The organism is Olivibacter sp. SDN3, from assembly GCF_014334135.1.
Taxonomy (GTDB): domain Bacteria; phylum Bacteroidota; class Bacteroidia; order Sphingobacteriales; family Sphingobacteriaceae; genus Olivibacter.
On sequence record NZ_CP060497.1, the window covers coordinates 2,597,345 to 2,620,793 of the forward strand.

13 protein-coding genes are annotated in these 23,449 nt (G+C 45.5%); 6 read left to right on the forward strand and 7 right to left on the reverse strand.

From position 1 onward, the window contains the following. The first annotated feature begins 6 nt into the window (after positions 1-6). Positions 7-1,758 (forward strand): RagB/SusD family nutrient uptake outer membrane protein, encoded by a 1,752-nt coding sequence (locus tag H8S90_RS10760; RefSeq protein WP_187342533.1) that lies wholly within the window; start codon positions 7-9, stop codon positions 1,756-1,758. A gap of 18 nt (positions 1,759-1,776) precedes the next feature. After that, positions 1,777-2,889 carry a metallophosphoesterase gene (locus H8S90_RS10765; protein WP_187342534.1) on the forward strand — a complete coding sequence of 371 codons (1,113 nt, stop codon included), beginning with the start codon at positions 1,777-1,779 and terminating at the stop codon, positions 2,887-2,889. Here H8S90_RS10765 and H8S90_RS10770 read toward each other — a convergent pair. Then, positions 2,886-3,431 carry a PepSY-associated TM helix domain-containing protein gene (locus tag H8S90_RS10770; RefSeq protein ID WP_187342535.1) on the reverse strand — a complete coding sequence of 182 codons (546 nt, stop codon included), beginning with the start codon at positions 3,429-3,431 and terminating at the stop codon, positions 2,886-2,888. The two genes, H8S90_RS10765 and H8S90_RS10770, sit on opposite strands and share 4 nt — an antisense overlap. Before the next feature lie 212 nt (positions 3,432-3,643). Between H8S90_RS10770 and H8S90_RS10775 the strand changes: the two genes are divergently transcribed. Beyond that, complete coding sequence (locus H8S90_RS10775) at positions 3,644-4,105, forward strand: Lrp/AsnC family transcriptional regulator (RefSeq protein WP_187342536.1); 462 nt, start codon at positions 3,644-3,646, stop codon at positions 4,103-4,105. On the opposite strand, the gene H8S90_RS10780 is transcribed toward H8S90_RS10775, so the two are convergent. The 5 genes from H8S90_RS10780 to H8S90_RS10800 all read right to left on the reverse strand — a co-directional run bounded on the left by H8S90_RS10780 (position 4,095) and on the right by H8S90_RS10800 (position 15,696). Next, entirely contained in the window at positions 4,095-5,066 is a 972-nt protein-coding gene (locus H8S90_RS10780) for an NAD-dependent epimerase/dehydratase family protein (RefSeq protein WP_187342537.1), read from the reverse strand. The genes H8S90_RS10775 and H8S90_RS10780 overlap by 11 nt on opposite strands. 98 nt (positions 5,067-5,164) lie before the next feature. Then, positions 5,165-8,200, reverse strand: a complete 3,036-nt coding sequence (locus H8S90_RS10785) for a hypothetical protein (protein ID WP_222852286.1) — start codon at positions 8,198-8,200, stop codon at positions 5,165-5,167. Continuing rightward, positions 8,197-11,292, reverse strand: coding sequence for a sialidase family protein (locus tag H8S90_RS10790; protein WP_187342538.1), 3,096 nt, complete (start codon positions 11,290-11,292; stop codon positions 8,197-8,199). The genes H8S90_RS10785 and H8S90_RS10790 overlap by 4 nt, the downstream gene beginning before the upstream one ends. Positions 11,293-11,305: 13 nt before the next feature. After that, a complete protein-coding gene (locus tag H8S90_RS10795; RefSeq protein ID WP_187342539.1) occupies positions 11,306-12,718 on the reverse strand; it encodes a RagB/SusD family nutrient uptake outer membrane protein in 1,413 nt (470 codons plus the stop codon). A gap of 20 nt (positions 12,719-12,738) precedes the next feature. Further along, entirely contained in the window at positions 12,739-15,696 is a 2,958-nt protein-coding gene (locus H8S90_RS10800; RefSeq protein ID WP_187342540.1) for a TonB-dependent receptor, read from the reverse strand. A gap of 358 nt (positions 15,697-16,054) precedes the next feature. Between H8S90_RS10800 and H8S90_RS10805 the strand changes: the two genes are divergently transcribed. Further along, positions 16,055-18,517 carry a TonB-dependent siderophore receptor gene (locus H8S90_RS10805; RefSeq protein WP_222852287.1) on the forward strand — a complete coding sequence of 821 codons (2,463 nt, stop codon included), beginning with the start codon at positions 16,055-16,057 and terminating at the stop codon, positions 18,515-18,517. A gap of 193 nt (positions 18,518-18,710) precedes the next feature. Next, a complete protein-coding gene (locus H8S90_RS10810; protein ID WP_187342541.1) occupies positions 18,711-19,253 on the forward strand; it encodes a YfiT family bacillithiol transferase in 543 nt (180 codons plus the stop codon). Positions 19,254-19,259: 6 nt separating this feature from the next. Here the strand turns inward: H8S90_RS10810 and H8S90_RS10815 are convergent, their stop codons facing one another. Next, positions 19,260-19,964, reverse strand: a complete 705-nt coding sequence (locus H8S90_RS10815) for a FadR/GntR family transcriptional regulator (RefSeq protein ID WP_187342542.1) — start codon at positions 19,962-19,964, stop codon at positions 19,260-19,262. Between the two features lie 158 nt (positions 19,965-20,122). Here H8S90_RS10815 and H8S90_RS10820 point away from each other — a divergent pair, with 158 nt between their 5' ends. Continuing rightward, on the forward strand, positions 20,123-23,446 hold the full coding sequence (locus tag H8S90_RS10820) for a SusC/RagA family TonB-linked outer membrane protein (protein ID WP_222852288.1): 3,324 nt from the start codon (positions 20,123-20,125) through the stop codon (positions 23,444-23,446). Positions 23,447-23,449 lie beyond the last annotated feature (3 nt).

The window sequence follows — 23,449 nt, forward strand, 5'->3', positions numbered from 1 at the left end:
ATTCTAATGAAAACAATATTTCTCGGAACATTGATCCTAGGATCTTTACTGTTGAGCGCGTGTGAGCTTGATAAGTTTCCACTAAACGGTCCAACTGCCGGAACTTTTCCGGCAACCGAAGAAGAAGCTATTTTAGGCCTCTACGGTGCGTACAAAGGACTCACACAGCTTGATGCGGCGAGCACCCCTATCTGGCATGTGATGGATAATATCACGGATATAGGCTATGCACGGCCGGGCAATAACTATACTTCGCCCATTACCAGCTCCCTTACCACTGATAATGCTTTGGCAACTAAACCTTGGGGTGTTCATTATAAAACAATTGCCCGATGCCATTCTGTACTTGATAACCTGGAGGATATCAGGGCGGAGATGACTGAAGATGCTTATAACCAAATTGATGCGGAGTTACGTGTTATCCGTGCCTATTGTTATTCGCAGTTGATTGAACTATATGGAGATGTACCTTTGGTACTGCATGCTTTAGGTTTGGATGATGCCGATTTGCCCCGTACACCCAAAGCGGAAATTCAACGATGGATTATAGATGAGATGACTGCTGTGGCAGACTATCTGCCTACATCGCAAACGCAATATGGTAATGTCCGTGCCGGGGGCGTAGTAGCTTATATGCTCAAAGCGCGCGTGGCTTTGTACAGTGAGCAGTATGCATTGGCGGCAGAAGCTGCCGCCCGCGCAATGGAAATGGCGCAGGGTGTCTATGAACTTACACCTTTTGATGCTTCTATCGATTACGCTAACCAAACGCACGAAGCGGGCGAGCCGGAATGTGCCAATATTTTTGGATATGCAGGTTACCAGTCCAGCAAGGAATGGATATGGGTGGCTGAATATAATCAGTCGATTAGCGGTAATACACATAATCAGGGGTACTATATGGCAGCCCGTTTGGGTAAAGGGGTGTGTTATTGGGGCCCTACACAAAATTTTATTGATTCTTTTCAGGCGACTGATGGCCTGCCGATAGACGAATCGCCTTTATACGATGCAGCTGACCCTTTTGTGAATCGTGACCCCAGACTGGACATGTACTGTGCCCGCCCACACGCGCGCCTGATGGGTATTCAGTTTGAACCTCATGCACGTTTCAGCCGGGTAAATAATTATTGGCCTGTTATTAACGGACAGAGCAATGAGCCGGCTTCGGTAGAGAACGCCGATGCGACAAACGCTTACCGCTCTTTCAGTGGTTACCTTTGGAGAAAACACACAGACAATAGCGATTATGAACGAAATTCGGTTTCGGGTTTTTCGGATTTAAATGCGGGAATTTTTCGATACGCCGAATTGCTGCTTATTTATGCAGAAGCGAAAATTGAGGCGGGAGATATTGACGCTTCGGTGTATGATGCCATTAATCAGATACGTGCGAGGGCGCATATGCCGGCCATAGCTTCAAATCTTTCACAGTCGGAATTGCGCACAGCGCTGCGTTACGAGCGTAAAATTGAGTTGTGTAATGATGGCCTTCGCTGGTATGATATCCGCCGTTGGAAGCTGGCTCCACAAGTGATGAATGGATACCTCTATTTAAACCGATCGGCCAATGAATGGACAAAGGACGTGCTCGTCCGTATCGACGAAAATTACTCGCCGATCTACAACCATGGCGAGGCAACCAAATATTTTAATACGCAGGAGGTACTTTACCGGGAAAATAAGGATGAGCTTTGGCCAGTGCCGCAGACCGAACGTGACGCTAATAACAATCTAACACAAAACCCAGGTTATTAAATTAAAATATCATATATCATGAAGAGAATATCAAGATGTTTATTGCTTGTTTTATGCTGCTTGTCAGCTGATTTTGCCTTTGCGCAGGAAACCTATCAAAAACCGACATTGGAACAGGAAGGTTCTTGGTCACTCATTTTGATTCCGGATGTGCAGAACTATGTGAAATGGGGTAGAAACCAGGGCATATTGGACTTAATGACGGCTTGGGTAGAAGAAAATATTGACTCGCTCAATATAAAAATGGTAATGTGTGCCGGAGACTTGGTGCAGAACAACGAAAAAATAGCCAACGATTACGATGGAAACCAGACCACCCAACGCCAATGGGAAGCCGTATCCAGCGCTTTCTCGAGGTTGGATGGGAAGGTTCCGTATATGGCCGCCACAGGTAATCACGATTATAGTATAGATAGGCAAGGCAACCGAACATCGCGTTATAGTGAGTTTTTCACAATAGATAGAAACCACTTGAACCAGCAGCTGCTCGTGCAAAACAGCAGGGATGAAAGTGGACAGCCTACACTGGAAAACTCAGCCTATGAAATCAAAGGGCTGAACGGAAAAAACTACCTGTTCATGACGGTTGAATACGGACCAAGGGATACCGTACTGACATGGGCGAAAAATGTTGCGGCATTTGAACAGTACAAAAATCATCGTGTTGTTCTGACGACACATAACTACCTGAACGCAAAAGATGCGCATACTGCCGGAGACGTGACCTGGTTGTTCTGGGAGCCCTATTCCATCAACAACGAGATTCAGAAATCGCCGGCCATTAAGTTACCTAAGGCCAACAACGGAAAGCAGATATGGGAAAAGCTGGTACAGCCATCTTCCAATATTGAGCTGGTCTTATGTGGCCATATCTCCGGGGAGGGTTATCGCAGGGACACCAACGCTGTGGGTAAATCCGTTCATCAGATGCTTTTCGATGCCCAGTCTATGGGCGGCGGACATCGGAACGGGAACGGTGGTGATGGCTGGTTGCGGATTTTAGAATTTTTCCCTGATGGTAAGACAGTAAAGGTGAAGACCTTTTCTCCTTTTTTTGGCTTGTCGCCAACCACACAGAAGTCTGCCTGGAAAAAGTATGAACGGAATGAATTTATTATGGAATTCGACTAATTATTGCTTGTTTTTCTTTGCCTTCTCCTTTTTGCCAAAATAGGCTGAAGAAATAAAATAATACCCGTTACCAAGGACAACAAGAGGGTAATGGCCGTTGGTAAACTATAAAAATATTTGGCTTTATCATGGAAGAAACTGCCGTCATGCAGAGATTCGATGAGGTCGGATCGACGGTAGGCAACCTGAAGAACATCTCCCGATGAAAGACTGAGCTGTATCTCATAACTATTTTGGGTGGTAATTTTGGCAATACCCTTATCGGGCTGAATATCGATACGGGAAACATCTATCCATGACTCGATAGATAGCACCTCAATGGTTTGCAGTTGGCTAAGCATATCTTCAAAGCTGATGAGTAAGCGGGTGTCTTCGCTCTTCTGCGTTTCCGGCTGAATCCAAGCGACGTCTTTTTTCAGTAGTAATAAAATACCCGTAACCAAAATAAGTAGAAATGGGAAACTGATTAGGATTGATCCCCAATAATGGATTTTTCTGTTGAGTACATTTTTTTTAAATATTTTTTTCTTTTTGAATGACATATTGTGAACTTTTTAGGTGTTTTTATGAATATATTTATGTTTTTTGTCTTAATTGTTTTTTAGGTTAGTATTATTTTTCGTTTTTGTTATAAATTTCGAAAAATTATACCATAATATTTGTTGTTTTCACACATATTATTGCTATTTTTACCATATGCCGCGCTAAATGTTTGATCCTAATAATGACCTTCTTATTAAAAAGAGCGCATCTTATGGAAGAGTTGGATGATATTGATAAAATAATCCTAAAGAAATTGCAGGAAAATGCAAAAATAACGACGAAAGAACTTGCAAATATTTTGCATTTAACTGTTTCTCCGGTGTATGAGCGTATTCGGAGGCTGGAAAATCTAAAATATATCAAAGAATATGTGGCAATATTGGATAAAAGGTTGTTGAATAAATCCATAACAGCGCTCTGCCAAGTGTCAATGCGTTATCACAATGAAGCTTATATCGAAATGTTTGAGCGGGAGATCTTGGGTTTTGAAGAAATCCAGGAGTGTTATCATATGGCCGGAAGTGTAGATTTCTTGCTGAAAATCAATATCGCCAGTCTAGATGCTTACCACGATTTCGTACGGCATAAGCTTAGCAGGTTAGATAACATCGGTACACTCAATAGTACCTTTGTGCTGAAAGAGATCAAATATACCCATACTATCAATTTTTGATAGAACCTCCTTTCTTTTCTATGGCTTTACGTACTTCTGCCATCATACTGCTGATGATGGCTTTGAGATCAAATAGGGGTTTCCATTGCCAGTCTGTCCTCGCATAGTGATCATCGATAGTGTCTGGCCACGATTCGGCAATCTTTTGCCTGAAATCAGGTTCAAAATACACCTTTAGATTGGGGATATACTGTTTAATACAGGCCGTAAGAGTCGATGGATCGAAGCTTGTTGCTGCCAGATTGTAGGAGCTTCTAATGCGAAGTGCTCCAAGTGGCGCATCCATCAGTTCGATGGTAGCGCGAATGGCATCATCGATATAAATCATCGGCAATACGGTGCCGGGTTTTAAGTAGCAGGTAAATACCTCATAGGTAATGGCTTTGTAGAACATTTCCACGGCATAATCTGTAGTGCCACCATTAGGAATACTCTGGGCGCCGATAATGCCGGGATAGCGTAAAGAACGAATGTCTAAATGGTATTTGACATTATAATAATAAATCCAGTTTTCTGTAGCGACCTTGCTGATGCCATACACGGTGGTGGGGTCGAGATAACTGAATTGTTCAGTGTTTTCCTTGACCGCACTTGGGCCAAAAACAGCAATGGAGCTAGGGATGAATACTTTAGATGCCTTCGTGGTTTTCGCGATTTCCAGTACATTGAGCATCGTTCTAATGTTTACATCCCAGGTTTGGGAAGGGTTGCGTTCGCCGTTGGCCGATAAAATGGCCGCCAAATGATAAATCTGGGTGACACCATATTTATGGATAATATCGTATAGTTTTTTTGGGTCGGTAGCATCGAGTGAGAAAAAACGGCACGTCCAGGACCAAATATTACTGGTAATATCCACTGCAATCACCGAACGATCACCATAAATTTCGATGAGTTGGGGAAGGAGCGCTTTGCCAACCTGACCATTTGCCCCAACAACGAGTATCACATCTTTTCCCATAGTTTAATAGTATGTTTAATGTATGTTCTTTAATAAATGGTTAAAAAAGAGGCAGCTAATGCTTGCAGCTGCCTCTGAAGGAAAGTCCATCGAGTTGTTTATAAGAGTTTAATCAGTTTGTGGTCTGTTACTTTTTCTAAATCATTCAATAAAACGGCCAGCTCTGCGCTGAGCTCCTCAAAAACAGTATAACTGTCGTCTGTGGGTTTGGCTTCCCCGCTTTCCACTATCCGTTGGAGGGAAGCGAGTTTATTATTGAGTTTTATAGGATAATTCAGTGGGTCTTGGTTGCTCTGGTTTTTAACCTGATAAATAGTCGACTCAATCCGTTCCAGCTCACCCAATAATTTGCTATAGGTTTTTTGGTTTTTCTGCTGCTCAATCTTCGTCTTAATCTCCCGGATGTCTATTACAGCTTGGTTGGCTTTGCTGACTTCATCCCGGATCTGCATGGCTAGCTTAAACTGTTCTTCAATGTCAGCTGTAGTGATGGAGCTAAGCCTCGGATCGAGCTTGATATCAAATATTTTTTCGATGCTTTGGTCTTCGGTGGTTATTTTTACAGTGTACTTACCGGGCGTTGCCAAAGGACCGTTTGCTGGCCTTGCTGACCAAAGGATCAAACCATCGAATACGGTTGCGCCCGGATGGCGTAAATCCCATGAGAACGTGTTTAAACCGGCCTTAACCGATAAACTGCTTTTTTTGGTAGTGTCGCTGCTGCCTGTAAAATGCTGCACTTGCCTGCCTTGTGCATCGAATATTTCTAAGTCAATGGAATCTACCGCTTGTTTGAGGTAATATTGAAAGGTGGCCTCTTGCACCCGCCGAACGGCGTAATAGGGGGTAAATAGATGCAGTGGCTCGTCTTTGAGGTCACCGCTATATTCGCGGATCGGCGCAATATCGTCCAGAATATACATCGAACGTCCGTGAGTAGCAATGGCAAGATCTTTCTCGGTAACAGCAATATCCGGCACTTGGGTATCCGGAAGGTTCAGTTGAAGGCTGTGCCAGTTTATGCCATCATTGAATGATACATAAATGCCGTGCTCTGTGCCTGCGTACAATAAGCCGGGCCGTGTGGGATCTTCACGTACCACATGCACAAAATCGCCATAGGGAATGCCGTCAATAATCTTCGTCCAGGTCTGCCCGTAATCGTCCGTTTTCCAAATGTAGGGTGCGCGGTCACCTAATTGGTAAATTTTGCCGGCAACGTAAGCTTTACCTGCCTGATGACGGGAGGCTTCGATCATACTGACGCGGGTGTATTTAGCCATATCTTTAGGGGTAATGTTTTCCCAAAGCCCACCATGATTTTGTGTAATATGCACCAAGCCATCGTCAGAACCGGCCCAGAGGGTTTCCTCGTCTTGAAAAGATGGCGCTAAGGTGTAAACGGTTCCGTAAATTTCTGGCCCACTCATATCTTTGGTGATGACACCTCCGCTCTCACCAAGGGTAGCAGTGTCGCCAAGAGTAAGGTCTGGACTGATTTTTTTCCAGGTCTGTCCTTCATTTTCAGTAAACCAAACATGCTGGGAAGAGACGTAGAGTCTCTTTTTATTTACCGGAGAAAACACAATAGGAAAAGTCCAGTGTACGCGCTCAGGCAGTGTTTTGGCCGCTTCCCCCATAAAGTAACGGGGATAAGGTTCAACGTTTCGCCGCTCGCCGGTGAGGCGATTGATGCGGGTAAGTGTATTGGAGTAGCTGCCGGCATAAAAAATATCTGGATTGAGCGGGTCTTGTGCAATATACCCGCTCTCCCCGCCGCCCACTTCGTAGGCATACCCCATCCCGCTTTTGAGGGAGTTGGTGCGTGAAACCATATGCTGCCAGTCCTCGCTCGGCACAGCTATTGTGCTATTGTCTTGCTGTGCACCGGCCACATGGTATGGAAAATCATTGGTGGCAATGATGTGGTAGAGTTGGGCTGTCGGAAAATCTTGATCGGTCCAGCTTTCTCCTCCATTAACAGAAACGGTGCCGCCACCGTCATTGGCCTCTACCATCCGAAGAGGGTCGTTGGGGTCTATCCATAGATCGTGATTGTCGCCGTGCGGTACCTTGATTTCTTTGTCGAAGGTTTTTCCGCCATCGTTCGACTTAAAAAAGTTTACATTGAGTACGTATACACCGTTTTCATCTTTGGGATCGGCGTATATACGTGTATAATAGAAAGCGCGTTGTCGTAACTTGCGTTCGCTGTTGGTCTGTTGCCAGGTCATCCCGCCATCGTCTGAACGAAATACGCCTCCATCATTGGCTTCAATAATGGCCCATACCCGTTGCGTGTTTACCGGAGACACCGTGATGCCAATTTTCCCGATGGGATCGGCAGGCAGGCCGGGTTTGTAGGTCAACTCTTCCCATGTTTCACCGCCATCGCTAGATTTGTAGAACCCGGAAGCACCCCCGCCCCCCCACATTTTCCACGGGGTACGGTAGACTTCCCAAATAGAAGCGTAGATGGTATTGTGATCCTTTGGATCAATGATAAGGTCTTGGGCACCTGCGCGGTCTCCTTTGTAAAGGATCTTTTTCCATGTTTTGCCTCCGTCTACTGTTTTGTATACCCCTCTGTTTTCATCGGGATTGAAAGGATGGCCTAGCGCTGCGGCATATACAATGTCAGGATTCGTGGGATGAACGCGAATTCGCGAAATGGTTTGGGTTTCTTCCAGCCCCATATGATGCCAGGTTTTCCCGGCATCTGTAGACTTATAAACGCCATCACCCTGCATAATGTTGCCCCTGAACTCCGATTCGCCCATACCGATATAAACGATGTCTGGGTTAGTAAGGGCTGTGGCTACTGCGCCAACAGATGAAGATTTGATTTGCCCGTCGGTGACCGGTTTCCAGGTAGTTCCACCGTCGGTGGTTTTCCATAAGCCACCGCCCGTAGCACCAAAGTAATATTCATTTGGCCGCTGTGGACTTCCGGTCGCTGCAAGGGACCGCCCGCCCCGATTGGGGCCTACATTCCGATATTCAAGGGTTTTGAACAGGTCGGTAGGTGATTCGCTCTGCGCTTTCCCCGAAAACGGGGAAAGCATTGCAAAGCAAAAAAACACATGAAACAAAAGTAGGTCAAGCCGCGTGCGTTGTGGAATGGCTAATATCATAGATCAAGGGTTTTGAGGTACGGTTTTATTTCTTTTGAAGAGAACAAGGTGTCTAACTGGCTAAGGTAGGTATTGAGCTCTTCGGTAAGTTCTTCGGTCACCTGATAGGCGCCGGCGGTAGGTTTGGCATCACCTGTTTCTACACTGCGCCAAAGCGATGCCAAGCGGTTGTTGAGTTTAATAGGAAAATTGAGTGGGTCTTGTGCACTCTGGTTTCGCACCTGATAAAGTGCTTCTTCAATGCTGGAAAGCTGATCGAGCATTTTACGGTGCTTTTCTTTATTAGCTTCCATAGCCGCTTTCATTTTCCTTATCTTAATCACGGCCTCATTGGCTAAGCTGGTTTTATTGCGGAGGTCGATGGCCAGTTTAAATTGCTCCATAACGTCGGCCTCACTGACGCCTTTTAGCCGGGGGTCTAATTTAATCTGCAGCTGTTCTGTGAAGGTTTCGCCGTCAACAGTTAGTTTGACTTGGTACTCGCCGGGAGGCGCAAAAGGGCCTAACTGCGGGCGGCCACTCCAGATAATCATGCCATCGAAGCTAGTGGCCCCGGGATAACGGAGGTTCCACTGAAAATTATTTAGACCAGCTTTCATACTGGGCATTTGCTGTACAGCATATCTTCCACCGGTATCTTCCTGCCCTGTTTCATCGGGAGTGCCTTGATAGGCAATGACGGTATCTCCCTGTGCATTGAATATCTCGACGCGCAACGTCTGTGGAACTTTGGGTAGGTAATATTGTATCAACCCTTCTTCTATACGTCGAACTGCAGGGTAGGTGTTGAATAGGTGAGGTTCTTCGAGATTTACGGTAGCCAGTTGGCGAAGGGGTGCGATGTCGTCCAGAATGTATATTGATCGGCCATGCGTGCCAATGACTAGGTCTTTTTCGGTAACAATAAGGTCGGATACCTGCGTATCGGGAAGATCGAACTGAAGAGGTAGCCATTGGGCGCCATCGTTGTAAGATACCCAAACGCCATGTTCCGTACCGGCATAGAGCAACCCCGGTACTACGAGGTCTTCGCGTATGCTGTGCACATAATCGTCTTCGCCTATGCCTTGGACAATTTTCGTCCAGGTCTTTCCGTAATCTTTGGTTTTCCAGATATAGGGTGCCCGATCATCCATCTGGTAGCGTTTAGCGGCCACGTAGGCAGTACCCGGATGATGGGGTGATTCTTCAATAATGCTTACCCGCGTATTTTGTACCATGTCTGGAGGGGTGATATTTGTCCAATTTTTGCCGTGGTCGCGTGTGATGTGTATGAGTCCATCATCAGAACCCGCCCATATTACCTGCTCATCATGGTGGGATGGGGCCAGGGCAAATACCGTGGCATAGATCTCCGGTCCGTTCATATCACGGGTGATCTCTCCACCACTTATGCCCAAGGTGGTGGTGTCTGCATAAGTGAGGTCTGGGCTGATCTTGTCCCAGGATTGGCCTTCATTGCTGCTTACCCAAACATGCTGTGAGCAGGTGTAGAGCTTATTTGGATTTTTAGGAGAGAAGACAATAGGAAAAGTCCATTGCCACCGCTCGGGCAATACTTTAGCCTCTTCTCCGGAAAAGAAACGAGGATAAACCTGCACATCTCGGATTTGACCGGTGCTACGATTGATTCGTGTCAAGAGTGCTCCCTGGCTCCCTGCGTAAAAGATATCCGGATCTTTAGGATCTTGTGCAATATAACCGCTTTCCCCTCCACCGACGCTATAGGCGTAGCCAAGACCGGATTTGATACTGTTGGTGCGGGTACTCATGTGCGACCAATCATCACTGGGTACAGCAATAGTGGTGTTGTCTTGCTGGGCTCCAGCTACATGATAGGGGAAATCGGAGGTCACCATAATATGGTAGAGCTGTGCCGTGGGAAAATCTTCGTCGGTCCAGGTGTCGCCACCATTTAGTGAAATGGTGCCCCCACCGTCATTTGCTTCGGCCAACCTATTGGAGTCATCTGCGGCAATCCAAAGATCGTGGTTATCGCCGTGTGGTACGCGGATGGTTTTGTCGAAGGTCACGCCGCCATCACTGGATTTATAAAAACCTACATTTAACCCGTACACGCCGTCGCGATCTAAGGGGTCTGCCACTAGACGTGAATAATAAAAGGCCCGTTGTCGGAGTTTCCGCTCATTATTTACAAGCTGCCATGTGGCACCGGCATCATCCGAGCGATACACGCCTCCGTCTTCGGCCTCTACCACCGCCCATACCCGCTTGGAGTCTACCGGCGAAACAGCGACACCAATCTTACCTACCGTACCGGTGGGTAGGCCGGGTTTTCGGGTGAGCTCTTCCCAGCTTTCGCCGCCATCGGTAGATTTGAAAATACCTGAGGCGCCACCCCCACCCCACATTTTATAGGGTGTTCGATAGACCTGCCAGATTGTGGCATATAAGGTTTCTGGATTGTTGACGTCGATAACAAGATCTACTGCACCCGCTTTATCGCCCTTATACAGCACTTTTTTCCAGGTTTTTCCGCCGTCGGTTGTTTTGAATACGCCTCGTTCTTCATTGGGTCCAAAAGGATGGCCAAGTACCGCCGTATAAACAATATCGGGGTTGGTGGGATGTATGCGTATCCGGGCAATAGCCTGGGAGTTTTTTAGCCCGACATGTTGCCAGGTTTTTCCGGCATCCGCTGATTTATAAATGCCATCACCCTGCATGATGTTGCCCCGAAACTGTACCTCGCCTGTGCCAATATACACCATATCAGGATTGCTCTCTGAAACGGCCACTGCACCTACTGATGAACTATTGATCTGTCCATCGGTAACGGGTTTCCAGGTCAGCCCGCCATCGATGGTTTTCCATAGACCGCCCCCCACAGCGCCGAAATAGTATTCGTTCTTGCGCTTGGTGCTGCCGGCAATACCGAGTGACCGCCCTCCACGATTTGGGCCAATGTTTCGCCATGACATGGATTGCAGGATCTCCTGCTTATTGGGTGTAACATCGCTGACCTGTGCTTGTGCACATAGGGGTGCTAGCCAAATGCCAACAAATAGGTAAAGGAACCAGTGGTTTTTCTGTTGGCGGATGCTGTGCTTGGGAAATGTTGATTGTTCCATAAAGTTTAAGTTTTTATTGATATGCGCTGTTTTGTACCATGTTTGGATTTGCATTTATCTCGAAAAGTGGAATGGGAAATAGGGCGCGCTCAAGATTGGTGAAGCTGATGCTGTTTGGCGCATTTAACCGGGGGATATTGGAGACGGTTTCCTGTGCCTGTCCGGTGCGGATCAAATCAAAAAAACTGTGTCCTTCGAAGGCAAATTCTAACTGCTGTTCTTCCCATATATAGGCTAGAAGTGTATTCGGATCAGTGGTGTTATGTGGTTGTGCTCCAGCTCGCTCTCTTATCATATTTAGGTCTGCCAATGCACCTTCGAGGTCAACGCCACTGATCACCTTGGCTTCTGCACGGTTGAGGTACATCTCGGCAATGCGGATGACGTGTATGTTATCAATATTGCCTGACTTGTTATATTTGGTGGGATAATAAACACGGGCGCTGTTTTCATAAGCATATAGGGTGCCCCGTACGTCATCGGGATCAGCCTGGGCCTTTTCTACAAATGAGGGGTGGCAGGCTAAATCGCCCCGGCCACCTTGGCTGGTAGGGAAATACCAGTTACGTACACCGCTTTGATCGGCATTATTAAAATTGAGTTCGAAGATGGATTCTGTACTGAGCTTGGTGGCAAAAATGTCGGTATATGACGGATTAAGGTTGTAGGTGTTCTGGGTGGCAATTACAGCATCAGCATAACTAATGCAGGAAGCAAAGTCGCGTGTATAAAGATAAAGTCTGGAGAGTAGTGCACGGGCCGCGCCTTTTGATGCACGCGAACGGTCACTGGATTCGGGAAGTAGATCCAAGGCTCGCAAGAGATCGGTCTCTACATAGGCATAACTATCGGCGAGCGAAGTTCTGGCGGGTTCTGAAAGCACGCCGCGCTCCTCTTCATTGACAATGGCGACACCTAAGCTGCCCACGACCTCGGGATATCCGCCGAAAATCCGGATAAGATCAAAGTATGCCAGGGCACGAACAAAATAAGCTTCGCCCAGCATGCTGCTTCGTTGCGTATCTGTGAGGTCTTCAAGTGTTGGAAGGACCGAAATAATGGTATTGGCCACATAAACGGTTTTATAAGCTCTGCTATAAAAATAACCGATTTCCGTGTTGCCGGTAGAGTTCTGGTAGGTGTCCATTTCACGGTAAAAATCCCAGGTGCCGATACTTTGTGCCTGATCACTTGATACGTCGCTCATGATCAGAAAATTACGGCCGTAATAATTGCCGTCTTGGAGTTGGTTGTATAAGCCGGCGACGGCTGCTTCGGCTCCGCGGGCATCCGCAATGGCGATCTCTTCACTGAGCTCGTTACGGGGATCTTGTTGAAGTATGCTGTTACATCCCGAAGTTGTTAGCAAAACGGCGTAATAGCACAATATCAGTTTGGTTTTTTTAAGAATAGGGTACTTATTCATAATTGACAACGGATTAACAGTTAAAAATTAAAGCTCAGACCCGCCATAAACGTGCGCGGCTGCGGCATGGTGTAAAACTCAATACCCTGCGTAAGGGCGTTTGATGCGGTGCCGGTTAATTCGGGATCTAAGCCCGTATAATTGGTAACCGTAAACACATTTTGACCGGAAATATAGACGCGTGCACCTGTCATGCCTATTTTGTTGGCAAGGGTTGGCGGTAGGCTATAGCCGAGCGTGATATTTTTTAGGCGTAGGTATGAGCCATCTTCCAAAAATCGGGAAGGACGCAGATCAGACGCGTAGTTGTCTGCGGTCATTCTAGGAATCATCGTGATGTCACCCGGTTGCTGCCAACGGTCGACTTGGCTAATAGAGAAGTTGGTGCTCCGTGTACCGCCATGTTCCTGAAAAAATCTGTTCCAGTTCAATTGATCGTTGCCATAGGAATATTGTAGAAAAAACATCAAGTCAAAGCCCTTGTACTTGAGCGTATTGGTAATACCGCCGAAGAAATCAGGATTGGCGTTACCAACAATACGGCGATCGTTGTTTACGTCGAACGCGCCATCGCCATTAACGTCTTCAAATTCAATGTCGCCGGTTTGCGGGTTTACGCCTATTTGTGGATGGAGATAAAAAGAAAACATTTGACCGCCTTCTTCATAGCGATAGATGTCGCGGTTATAAACATTGAAAGGAGCCGCTAATCGCATAATTTTGTTTCTGTTAGTAGCAATATTAAACGCTAAATCCCATTTTAGGGCGCTTCCTGGCCCTAGGACAGCCGCATTAATGCCCAGCTCAACACCACGGTTGCGCATTTCTCCAAAATTCTGGGTAAGCTCATCGAAACCGGTGGTGCGCGGAATGGATACCGCTAAAAGGAGATCTTTGGTGTCTTTGTTGTAATAATCGGCATCAATATGGATGCGATCATTGAATAGGCCAAACTCAATGCCGATGTCCAATTGGTTGGTGGTTTCCCATTTTAGGCCGGGATTGGCTAATTGGGTGGGGGCTATGCCCGCCAGATCTGCATAAGCACCCCCTCCCCATAGCCCCAGTGACTGAAAATCGTTAATGCCGCTTTGATTTCCGGTAACACCGTAACTGCCTCTCAGCTTAATGGTACTGAGAATACCTAAGTTTTGCATGAACTGTTCTTCGGTGAGCACCCATCCCAGACCCACGGAAGGAAAAGTTCCCCATTGGTATTCTGATCCGAAACGGGAAGAACCATCACGCCTTAGGTTTAATGTGAATAAATATTTTGATTGATAATTGTAATCTACGCGAGAAAATAGTGATGCAATACCATAACTGGTGCTCGTTGAACTGGATCGTAACACAGCGGCGGCTACAATTTCCTGGAAGCTGTCTGAAGGAAAGCCTTGGCCAACAGATTCTGCAACATCATTGCGAGACTCTTGTAAGGTTGTTCCGATAAGAGCATTCAGATTATGTCCGCCCGTTTGAAAGCGATAGCTCAATACATTTTCCTGTATCCAATTGGAATTATTCGTCCCGAGGCGTGTAGCGACACCACCAACAGCCGATCCGTTATTGGTTTTGGAATTATCATACACGCTTTCGGCTACATTGCTGTAATCAAGACTGAAGTTCGATTTCAACTTGAGGTTGGGAATGAATTCATACTCGGCAAATACAGTACCTAAAAACCGATTGGTAAGCATGCTTATGGTGGTTTCATTAACTGCTGCCAGTGGATTTTCAAACGTCGGGATTTTATAGTACGATCCATCTTCGTTATAATAACCCTCGTTAGGTGGATAAAAGAATGTACCTTCCAGACCGCCTGAAATATTGTCGTCATTACGGAGACGGCCTCTACGGTTGCGTGAATACAAGATGCTCGTTCCCATGTTGAGTTTCTTGACAGGTGTGAAATCAATATTGGCTCTACCTGTGGTACGATTGAAATCAGAATTCTTGATGATGCCTTCTTGCAGGAAGTTGTTCCCCGATATCATATAACGTACGTTTTCGCCACCGCCACTAATGGATAAATCGATGTTCCGAAGTTGTCCATCTTGTACAATGGGGGATGCCCAATCTGTGCTGGAAGCCGCGGCAGGATTGGCGTAGGGGGCTTCCATTCCGGCATTGGTGGCAACCTCATTCATGAGTGTTTCAAATTCGGGTCCGTCTACAACTCCCGGTCGTTTAATCATGCTTTGACTACCTATGTATGATCCAATATTGATGGTTGCCTTTCTGTTAGCGCCTCTCTTTGTGGTGATCAATACCACTCCGTTGGCAGCCCGGGCGCCGTAGATTGCAGTAGCAGAGGCATCCTTTAAAACTTCCATGGATTCAATATCTGCCGGGTTGATATCTGCCATTGGATTGGTAATTCCACCACCGACACTTAGACCCGACAGGTTTTCCGATTGCATTGGGATGCCATCGATAACATATAAGGGTTCGCTAGAGGCGTTAATGGATGAGGTTCCGCGGATACGTACGGAAACTCCCCCGCCGGGGGTGCCTGAATTGGAATTTACCTGAACCCCTGACGCTCTCCCCTGTAATAATTGATCACTACTGGAAGCGGGTATATTGGCAATTTCCTCTGCTTTAACCTGTGAAATAGCACTGGTAACCGTACGTCGCGATTGCGCACCGCCGTAGCCCGTTATGACCACTTCTGACATGAGGTTAGCGACCTCATGTAGTTCAACGCTTACCTGTTGCTGGTTGGTAATGGTGAGCTCCTGTGTCTCATAACCCAGAAAGCTGAAGACTAGGATTGATCCGGAAGACGCTTGGATTTGATAGGAGCCATCTGTTGCCGTTTTTGTACCCATTGTAGTTCCTTTTATCACTACACTGACGCCGGCTAAGGGTGACTTGTCTTCTTCCGCCGTCACTTTACCGGTAATGGTTTGTGCTTGGGCATAGCTCAAGTGCGTAAACGTGATGAAAAGGATAAGTAAAAATTGATTTGGTTTCATATGAAAACTTATTTAGTGGTAGTCGAACGTTTCTGTAAACCAAAAATCAATCAATCCTGCGGCAATGGTTTGTTTGATTAGTTGTTAAAAATTACTCTGCAATATTAAGTTATTTTTATTTTTTGTGGTAAAAAAATGAAAATTCAGTAATTTTTATCAATTTTTATTACGTATGCAGGAAAATAATAAAGTTGAAGGTGTTTGATTTGTGTTTTTATCAGTAAAATTTTTTATGAATCCAATAAAATGCGGTAAAAATTATTTTTGTGTAAATGTTTTAGGGTTTAATGTTATTTATTTTATAATAAATCTTGCTTTTTGTTAATAGCTTTGTATGTGTTAATAAAATAATTAGCTCATGAATATTCTTGTTTACGAATTTTTTACTGTTTCATTTTATAGTAATAGGTATTACCTGTTAAAAACAGGTGTTTTTATGTTGATTTTTAACTTATTTAGTGGTTTGCACGCGCAAGAAATACATATTTTAGATGCGATTACCCGAAATCCGGTAGGTTCTGCTAGTGTGCGCATGCCAGGTAGTGATTATTTACTCTATACCGATTATAAGGGGAGAGTAGCTGTAGACGAGGTTATGGGAGACACTTTGATGGTGAGTAGCATAGGGTACCGTCAAACCACCTTACCCGTGACAAATCTATTTCAAGACAGTATGGTGGTTTTACTTCAACCAGATCCTGTTTATCTCGACCCGGTAAATATAGGTGCCAATAGATTGAGCCAACAGGAAGCCAATCTACCGAATAAGATCAGCCGCTTGCATCGGCAGGATGTCCTTTTTCAACAACCGCAGACCTCGGCAGACCTATTGGGCAATACGGGCGAGGTGTTTATTCAAAAAAGCCAGCAATCTGGTGGCAGTCCGATGATCAGGGGCTTTGCCACCAACAGAGTATTGATAACGGTGGATGACATCCGGATGAACTCAGCGATTTTTAGAAGCGGCAATCTACAAAATGTAATCAGCATAGATCCCTTGGCTACCAACGATGTTTCTGTGCTCTTTGGCCCGGGGTCTGTAATATATGGCAGCGATGCTATTGGAGGCGTGATGAATTTTCAGACATTAACGCCACTTTTGAGCAGTAGCGGTACACCTTTGGTAAAGGGGAATGTATTAACCCGGTGGTCGTCCGCTAATCAGGAGAAGACGGGGCATTTTGACTTGAGTATTGGACTAAGGAAATGGGCTTTTATAACAAGTGTTTCTGGAAATGACTTCGGTGATCTGAAAATGGGAAAAAGGGGGCCAAATGAGTACCTCCGGCCGGAATACGTGGTCTCAGACCTGGATGGGGATGTTATCCGGCCGAATGACGATCCTTATAAACAAGTGCCAAGTGCTTATAAGCAGATCAATCTGATGCAGAAGGTGTTTTTTCAGCCGAATGACCGCTGGTCTTTTCAATATGCCTTCCACTATTCCAATAGCTCGGATAATCCACGTTATGACAATTTAATTCGTTACCGGTCTGACCAGTTGCGTTGGGCAGAATGGTATTATGGCCCTCAACAGTGGGTGATGAACCACGTGAAGTTGATTCATAGGGCGTCAACGGGAATTTATGATGAAATGAAAATAAATATTGCCCATCAGTATTTTAAGGAAAGTAGACACGATCGTCCTTTTGCTGAAGAAGAAAAAAATCATAATGAGGAACGTGTTAATGCTTATTCGTTGAATGTTGATTTTTATAAGCGATTAGGCGTTAAGCATGTTATCAATTACGGACTGGAGAGTGTTTACGATAAGGTAGGTTCTACGGGGGCTTTGGAAAATATGGTTACCGGCTTAAGCGAAGAAGGGCCTACGCGTTATCCTGATGGTTCATCCTGGAGCTCACATGCGGCTTTTGTAACACACGAATACCAGGCAAGCAATAAGATGGTGCTGCAATCGGGCCTACGCTATAATTATTTTATAGTAGATGCTGAATTTAATGATACTTTTTACCCTTTTCCATTCGAACGGGCGGATGTGAACACTGGCGCACTCACCGGAAGTGCAGGGATCGTTTATACGCCGGGCAATAAATGGCGGGTACAGTCCAATATTTCAACAGGATTTCGTGCGCCCAATATTGATGATATCGGAAAGGTATTTGAGTCTACTCCAGGATCGGTTGTAGTACCGAATCCGGGGCTATCTGCTGAATATGCCACGAATGTAGATCTGGGCTTTGCCAAAACCTTTGGAGAAATTTTTAAAGTAGATGCCACTGGTTTTTATACTTACCTGAGCAATGCGATGGTACGTAGGGATTTTTCGCTCAATGGGCAAACGGAAATGGAATACGCCGGGGAATTGAGTACTATCCAAGCTATTCAGAATGCTGCAAACGCTAAAGTATATGGTGTGAGCGCAGGCGTACAGCTATTGATGCCTAATGGTATAGGTTTCAGTTCCCGATTTAATTATCAACATGGCACCGAAGAATTGGATAATGGCGACACGGCTCCACTTCGGCACGCAGGCCCGTGGTTTGGAATTTCCCGTTTAATGTATGCTGCACAACGCTTTAAAGCAGAGTTATACGCAGTTTATAATGGTGAGGTTAGCAATGATAACTTAGCTCCTTCTGAACAGGAAAAGACTTATATGTATGCGACTGATGAGAATGGAAATCCGTATTCGCCTGCCTGGAGCACTTTGAATGCCCGGTTACTTTATCGGGTAACTGACTTTTTAATGCTGAACGTGGGGGTGGAAAATATAACAGATAAAATGTATCGAACTTACTCTTCGGGTATTGTGTCCGCAGGCAGAAACTACGTACTTTCCTTAAGGGCATCTTTTTAATGTGGGTTTCGAAAAACCAATTAGGCAGCTCAAATTTTCGGGTTGTTCAAATGATAACTTTTATCAGACGTAATTGACTGTTTAACGTGTAGGGAAGATTTCAAGCTGTTCTGCTTTGTCACACTTACAAAGATAAACTTGTGAATTCCTAGGAAAAGCTTAAATTAGTGCGCTAATGTTAGGGGAATATAACATGATAACCGAACAACTTAAATATCCCATAGGTAAATACCAAAAGGTCGAAAAAGTAACACCCGAATTGTTAACCGAACAGATCGCCATTATCGCTTCTTTCCCGGAAAGATTGGCGCATGAAGTACAAAAATTATCGAAGGAGCAGTTGGATACACCTTATAGAAGTGGTGGATGGACAGTACGGCAGGTGGTGCACCATTGCGCGGATAGTCATATGAATAGTTTTATACGTTTTAAGCTGACCTTAACCGAAGATAAGCCGACCATAAAGCCTTATGAACAAGGGCTTTGGGCGGAATTGGCCGACAGCAAGACATCTGATGTTGAAGAAAGCCTGATACTATTAAAGGCATTACACAGACGCTGGATAAAACTTCTGCATGCACTTAGTCCGAGTGATCTGGAAAGGGTATTCGTACATCCCGAAAATGGGAAGGAAGTCTCGCTACGGGAAAATATTGGAATCTACGCCTGGCATTGTAACCATCACCTTGCGCATATCATTAACCTGAAAAGGGATATGAAATGGCAATACATGTAAAATAGATTAAAATAAGCGGGAAAAGTGATTGTCTAAATGTTTCCGCATGGCATTTCTGAAAACTTCCGGGGTGCCTACTTTCAATATATCCACTAGCCCCCTATGCGAAATAAACGATTTGGAGTGAACCGGCTCAGTGAGCATACCACTCGTATGCACATATTGAAAAACGGGTAAGAGCATATGCTGAAAATCTTTCAATGTTTGGTTACCGGAGATTTCATAAAGCTTTCCGTGAAAAGCTATTTCATCTGTGATATTGAAAATCGTTGAGTCGGCTTTGACGGGCTCTGTCTCCACAATTTCTTCCAACGCTTCAATATCTGCTGCAGTAACCCGTGCAAATAACAGATCGGCCATGCCCAATTCCAATACCAGGCGCATTTCGAAAATATCGCGCAAAGTCTTTTCGGCTAAAATATTGGGATGTAACGACTTTTTTAAAGGGGATAATAAATCCGGATTGGTCAATACCGCACCCCGGTGCTTTTTGGATTCTATTAAACCAACCATTCGTAAACGTAACATGGCCTCGCGAATCACTGTACGGCTAACGCCTAAAATCTCTGCAAGCTCTACCTCTTTGGGTAGCGCATCGCCTACTTTTAAGCCCTTATTCATAAAAAGGTCAATCAGCTTCATTTCCACCTTATCTACCAAACTGGAAGTATCAACCGTGCTGAGTTTTTCTTTAAATGATGCTTTGTCCATATGGGCCTGATATTATGGTGTGCTGTTTCGAAAGCAAATATAACTAATCTTTACTTCTAATATGTTATACATAATATAAAAAATATATTGTTTTTTATGATATAGTTTTTACATTTGTGTATTATGTAATACTTATTAGTTTACCTAGACATGAGATTATGAATGTGAACCTAATGACAAAACACGCATTTTTGCTATTGATGCTGTTTTTTATGCATCTACAGACCTTCGCGCAAGGTGAAGTGACGGGGAAGGTGGTAGATGTACAAACAAATGATGTACTTCCCGGAGTAACGGTGCTCCTCAAGGGAAAAGGGCAAACTACACAAACCAATGCCGAAGGTGTATTTACCATACAGGCCGACGAAGCTGACATATTAGTAGTAACCTATACTGGGTATACGCCTCAGGAGGTGCCGGTGGTATTTGGCGAACCATTAACTATTGGTTTAGAGGTGAATGTACAGGTGATGGATGAAGTGGTGGTGGTGGGCTATGGTACGCAAACAAGAAGTAATTTATCTGGTGCGGTTTCTTCGGTGAATAGCCAGGTACTGCAATCTGCTCCACGTACCAATGCGGCTACGGCACTCCAAGGTACAGTGGCGGGGTTAAGGGTGCAGCAAACAACAGGGCAACCGGGTGCTACTCCAAGCATCTCGTTCCGTGGAGGTACCAACTTTGATGGCAGTGGTTCACCTTTAATTATAGTAGACGGCGTGATCGTTCCATCGCTCTATGGAATAAATCCTGATGATATCGAGTCGATGGACTTACTGAAAGATGCGGCTTCTACGGCTATTTACGGTGCGCGCGCGGCCAACGGGGTGGTATTGGTTACAACAAAAAAGGGAAAGATGGGACGTACGCAGATTAGCTATAACCTGAAAATGGCTAAAAATACGGTGCGCAGAAATAATGTTCCTTTCTTATCTGCAGAGGATTATATCATTTGGAACCGAAGGGGTTTGGGTAGCCGTTATGAGGCGGCCGCGGCTGATGGCAATGAAGCGGAAATGAATGCTACAAGAAATCAACTGACAGGGGCCTGGGGCTGGGCTGCGAGTCCGGGTTGGACACAGCCGGATGGTTTATATTCTACGCAGCTGCTTTCTCAGGGTAACCGAAGCCTACTGCAAGATCCGGCATGGAACTTATTGATCGACCGAAATCCCTTTGATGCCCAGCAATTAGACAGTATCCTGTACCGATCGACGTCTCAACGCGAGCTGGAAGACTTAATTTTACAGAATAGCAGCCTCCAACAGCATTACCTGAACTTTTCGGGCGCTACAGAAAAGAGCAATTTTGCCTTGGGCCTCGGTGCGGTGAAGGATATTGGCTTGGTGCGTGGCTCGTCGCTCAAACGGATGAATGTGAACTTTAACGGAGGCTTACAGGTAACGAAAGATTTTAAAATTAACCTGAACCTTGCGGGGTATAACGACCGATCTAGACCGTCTTACCTGACGGCAGATGGAGGTGGCGGCTTAACGGGCGGCCTTATCCAACGTTTTGGTGGTGTGGCACCTACCGTTAGACTTACCCACGATGTTACGGGAGAAATATTACCTGGTGTGGATGGCGGTACTTTAGGTAACCCAAGCTACTTTCAGGACAAGTTTAATATTCACGATAATGAACAAAGGTACTCGGGAGCACTTAACTTGGAATACCAGATCTTACCACAGTTGAAGGCCTTGGCATCGGCATCGGGCTTTATCCGCTATAATACAAGGGAAACATTTAACAAGGCTTATCAGAACGGAACAGCGGGCGCTTTCATCGATACACGTAATGCTTCTTTTAGTAATGTGCGTTCAGACCAATGGCAGTACAATGCTTTTTTGCAGTACGATAATACCTGGGATAAGCATACACTTTCCCTCTTGGGTGGAGGTGAGTTTTATGAATACCAGAATCGGTTTTATCAAGCCGAGGCAAGAGGTGGGGCGACAGACTTCATACCTTACCTATCGGCTTCTACCGAGGCAGTAGGGGTGCCTGCCTCTGGTTTCGACCAATGGCAACGACTGTCTTCCATCATTGGTCGGGCCAATTACAATTATGATAATCGTTTTCTCTTTAATATGAACCTACGCTACGATGGTAGCAGCCGGCTAGCGGATAACCGCTTTGGGTTTTTTCCGGGTTTATCTGCTGGATGGAATATACACAATGAAAGTTTCTACCGTGATATGGCCCTGTCTAACGTGCTGAGTACATTAAAACCAAGGATCAGTTGGGGGCAGAACGGTAGTTTGCCGGGAAGGGATGTGATTGGAGATTATCCCGCCGCTGGTGTGTATAGTTTTGATGCTATTTACAACGGAAGTGCGGGCTTTGTGCCAACCACGATCGTAAACAGCGATTTACGCTGGGAACGGGTATCATCGCTGAATTTTGGATTGGATCTGGGATTCTTCAACAATCGATTGAGCGTGATTACCGATTATTTCATCCGGGACGTGTATGATAAGATCACCGACTTACAGATTCCGTCATGGACGGGTTATAGCGTATACCGTACGAATCTCGGACAGCTACAAAACAAAGGTGTTGAGCTGGAAGTAAAGGCGGCACTGCTACAGCCCACAACGGTTGGCGGTTTGAGCTGGGAGGTAGGGTTCAATTTCTACCATGTGAAAAACTATGCGGTGCGTTTGCCAGACAATGGCTTGGATCGTAACCGACAAGGGGCAATAGAAGTGTTTGATCCGGTAAGTGGACAGCGCGTGTTTGTAGGCGGTCTGCAGGAAGGTTTGCGCATTGGAAATGATGAAATCTGGGCGCCGATCTATGATGGTATTTATACCTCACAGGAAATGTTGGATCAGGATGCGCAACTCATTAATACTTATCTGCCACATATCAATAAAAACACCAAACTGTTGGGAGATGCGCGTTGGCGTGACGTTAACGGAGATGGTACCATCGATTTTCTGGATAGGGTGTTTGTGGGAAGAACACGGCCTACTGTGCAGGGTGGTTTCTCTACTTCATTTGCCTATAAAGGTTTGTCGTTATTTGTACAAACCGATTATGCGCTGGGTTTTATGCTGTTGAACCAACAGGTGTTAAGGGGCTTATCGCAGGTACAGGGTTCGCAGAACGGACCGGTAGATATCAAAGATACCTGGCACCCGGAAAATCCCGAGGGCACCTTGCCTCGTTACTATTGGGCGAATTATGGCCGTAATTATTTTCAGGATGCCGGAGGAAGTACGACTACTTTTGCTAACTTTTATGAAAAAGGCGATTACCTCGCCCTAAGGGAGGTAACCCTGAGCTACGACCTGCCGGTTGAACTCTTGGCCAATGTTACCCGAAATAGAGTCAACGGTTTACGCCTTTATGTTTCGGGAACCAATCTGGCTTATCTTACGGGCTATAGCGGCAATTTCCCAGAAGTGGGTGGAAATGATGTAGGTCGTTTCCCTTTGCCTAGAACATATACTTTTGGTCTAAACTTAACCCTCTAAATC

What these genes read in the sequence shown, in the direction of transcription:
- H8S90_RS10760 (WP_187342533.1), top strand. Translation starts at nt 7, where the DNA reads ATGAAAACAATATTTCTCGGAACATTGATCCTAGGATCTTTACTGTTG.
- H8S90_RS10765 (WP_187342534.1), top strand. Translation starts at nt 1,777, where the DNA reads ATGAAGAGAATATCAAGATGTTTATTGCTTGTTTTATGCTGCTTGTCA.
- H8S90_RS10770 (WP_187342535.1), bottom strand. Translation starts at nt 3,431, where the DNA reads ATGTCATTCAAAAAGAAAAAAATATTTAAAAAAAATGTACTCAACAGA.
- H8S90_RS10775 (WP_187342536.1), top strand. Translation starts at nt 3,644, where the DNA reads ATGGAAGAGTTGGATGATATTGATAAAATAATCCTAAAGAAATTGCAG.
- H8S90_RS10780 (WP_187342537.1), bottom strand. Translation starts at nt 5,066, where the DNA reads ATGGGAAAAGATGTGATACTCGTTGTTGGGGCAAATGGTCAGGTTGGC.
- H8S90_RS10785 (WP_222852286.1), bottom strand. Translation starts at nt 8,200, where the DNA reads ATGATATTAGCCATTCCACAACGCACGCGGCTTGACCTACTTTTGTTT.
- H8S90_RS10790 (WP_187342538.1), bottom strand. Translation starts at nt 11,292, where the DNA reads ATGGAACAATCAACATTTCCCAAGCACAGCATCCGCCAACAGAAAAAC.
- H8S90_RS10795 (WP_187342539.1), bottom strand. Translation starts at nt 12,718, where the DNA reads ATGAATAAGTACCCTATTCTTAAAAAAACCAAACTGATATTGTGCTAT.
- H8S90_RS10800 (WP_187342540.1), bottom strand. Translation starts at nt 15,696, where the DNA reads ATGAAACCAAATCAATTTTTACTTATCCTTTTCATCACGTTTACGCAC.
- H8S90_RS10805 (WP_222852287.1), top strand. Translation starts at nt 16,055, where the DNA reads ATGAATATTCTTGTTTACGAATTTTTTACTGTTTCATTTTATAGTAAT.
- H8S90_RS10810 (WP_187342541.1), top strand. Translation starts at nt 18,711, where the DNA reads ATGATAACCGAACAACTTAAATATCCCATAGGTAAATACCAAAAGGTC.
- H8S90_RS10815 (WP_187342542.1), bottom strand. Translation starts at nt 19,964, where the DNA reads ATGGACAAAGCATCATTTAAAGAAAAACTCAGCACGGTTGATACTTCC.
- H8S90_RS10820 (WP_222852288.1), top strand. Translation starts at nt 20,123, where the DNA reads ATGAATGTGAACCTAATGACAAAACACGCATTTTTGCTATTGATGCTG.